The 1,761-nt window shown below is 60.1% G+C and carries 3 protein-coding genes; all 3 read right to left on the reverse strand.

The window, feature by feature from the left end; all coding sequences use genetic code 11:
- Positions 1 to 58 precede the first annotated feature (58 nt).
- Complete coding sequence (locus Q7J58_RS13740) at positions 59 to 811, reverse strand: SDR family NAD(P)-dependent oxidoreductase (RefSeq protein ID WP_304829000.1); 753 nt, start codon at positions 809 to 811, stop codon at positions 59 to 61.
- Between the two features lie 62 nt (positions 812 to 873).
- Complete coding sequence (locus Q7J58_RS13745; RefSeq protein ID WP_177134676.1) at positions 874 to 1,290, reverse strand: MaoC family dehydratase; 417 nt, start codon at positions 1,288 to 1,290, stop codon at positions 874 to 876.
- A 10-nt stretch (positions 1,291 to 1,300) separates the two neighbouring features.
- On the reverse strand, positions 1,301 to 1,744 hold the full coding sequence (locus tag Q7J58_RS13750; RefSeq protein WP_177134673.1) for a MaoC family dehydratase N-terminal domain-containing protein: 444 nt from the start codon (positions 1,742 to 1,744) through the stop codon (positions 1,301 to 1,303).
- Between the last annotated feature and the right edge of the window lie 17 nt (positions 1,745 to 1,761).

Here is a 1,761-nt window from a genome sequence, read left to right on the forward strand (position 1 = left end):
CAGGGCCCAAAGAGGAACAACCCTCCAATAACCACGCTGATGATTGTACGTCTCATCGTCATTCTCCCTTTTCTTCCTCTATCACGATAAGCAGATCCATTGTTTCGAGCAGCTCCATCATTTCCAGCAGCTCGGGGTTGACGCCGACCTTGATCTTGCGACCCTCGACGTCTATGGAGGCATCGCCACTGGCTGGTGCCTCGGTCAGCCGCGTCTTGATCATGCCAAAAGCAACGGCGTTGACGTTCACCTTGTAGCGACCCCACTCCTTGGACAGCGCCTTGGTCAGACCAATGATGCCGGCCTTGCCCGCCGAGTAGTTGGCCTGACCGGCGTTGCCACCGGTGCCGGCGATGGACGAAATGTTGACCACCTTGCGAAACACCTCCTGCCCCGCTTCGGCTTCCTTGCGCGAGGCGACGCGGATGAACTCCGAAGCAGCGCGCAAAATCTTGAACGGCGCGGTCAGATGCACGTCGATGATCGCGTTCCATTGCTCGTCCGTCATCTTCTGAACCACGTTGTCCCAGGTGTAGCCGGCGTTGTTGATGATGATGTCCAGGCCGCCGAAGCCGTCGATCGCGGTCTTGACGAACTTTTCAGCGAAGCCGTCGGCAGTGACGCTGCCGGCACAAGCCAGCGCCATGCCGCCAGCGGCCTTGATGTCGGCCACGGTCTGCTCGGCCGGGCCGGCGTCCAGGTCATTGACGACCACCTTGGCGCCTTCGCTGGCGAGTTTCATGGCGATGGCGCGGCCGATGCCGCGACCCGATCCGGAGACGATGGCAACTTTGCCTTCAAGTGTTTTCATGGTGTGTCCTTGCTTGTGATTAAAAGGAAATAAATAAAAAGTCGGGCCGCCAAACGGAGGCCTCAGTTCAAGGCAACCAGTGCCTCGCCGGCCAGCGTGATTTCGCCTGTCGCCTTCGTCGCGCTGATTTGAACGCGCACGCAGGGCCGACCTGCATGCTCAATCTTTTCAAGCACCTTGCCCGTGCAGCGTATGCGGTCGCCGAGGTGGGTCATGGCCGCGAAGCGAACGCCATAGCTGAGGAGCTGGCGCTGCGGCACCCATTCGGTGAGCGCACGCCCGAGGTAGGCCATCGACAACATACCCTGCGCGAACACATCCTTCATACCCGCGCTGCGAGCGAAGTCGATGTCGATGTGGATCGGGTTGTGGTCACCCGACGCACCGGCGAACAGTGCCAGTGTGGTGCGGCTGATCGGTGGCAATTCCAGTACAGGCATGTCGTCACCAACATCCAGGATTTTTACTTGAGTGTTCATGAATAGTCCTTCAGGCGTGGCGCACGACGACCACCGAATGCAGGTCAGAGACATGCTCGCCGAGCTGATTGGTGACTTTCGTGTCGTTGACGACAAACTCGAGCGCGCCGCCCTTCTTGTCGTAGATGTCGGTGACGCGGGTCTGGAAGCGCAGCGTGTCGCCAGCGCACACCGGGGCGTGGTAGTCAAAGCGTTGCTCGCCGTGCAAGACCTTGCGCAAGTCGATCTTGAGCGTGTCGAGCAACGTCATCAACACCCCCGAATCGCTCTCGGCGCCAAAGATGAAGGTCGGTGGTGCCACGACGTTGCGGTAGCCAGCGGCCTGGGCGGCGCTCGCGTCGAAGTAGATCGGGTCGGTGGCACCGATCACCTCGGCGAAAAAGCGGATGCGCCCCTTCTCCACATCCCACAGCGTGGGCGGCACCTCGTAACCGATGAATTGCTTGTCAATCATGGGACTCCAGCTTCTGG

Source organism: Hydrogenophaga sp. (assembly GCF_030656115.1).
GTDB lineage: Bacteria > Pseudomonadota > Gammaproteobacteria > Burkholderiales > Burkholderiaceae_C > Hydrogenophaga.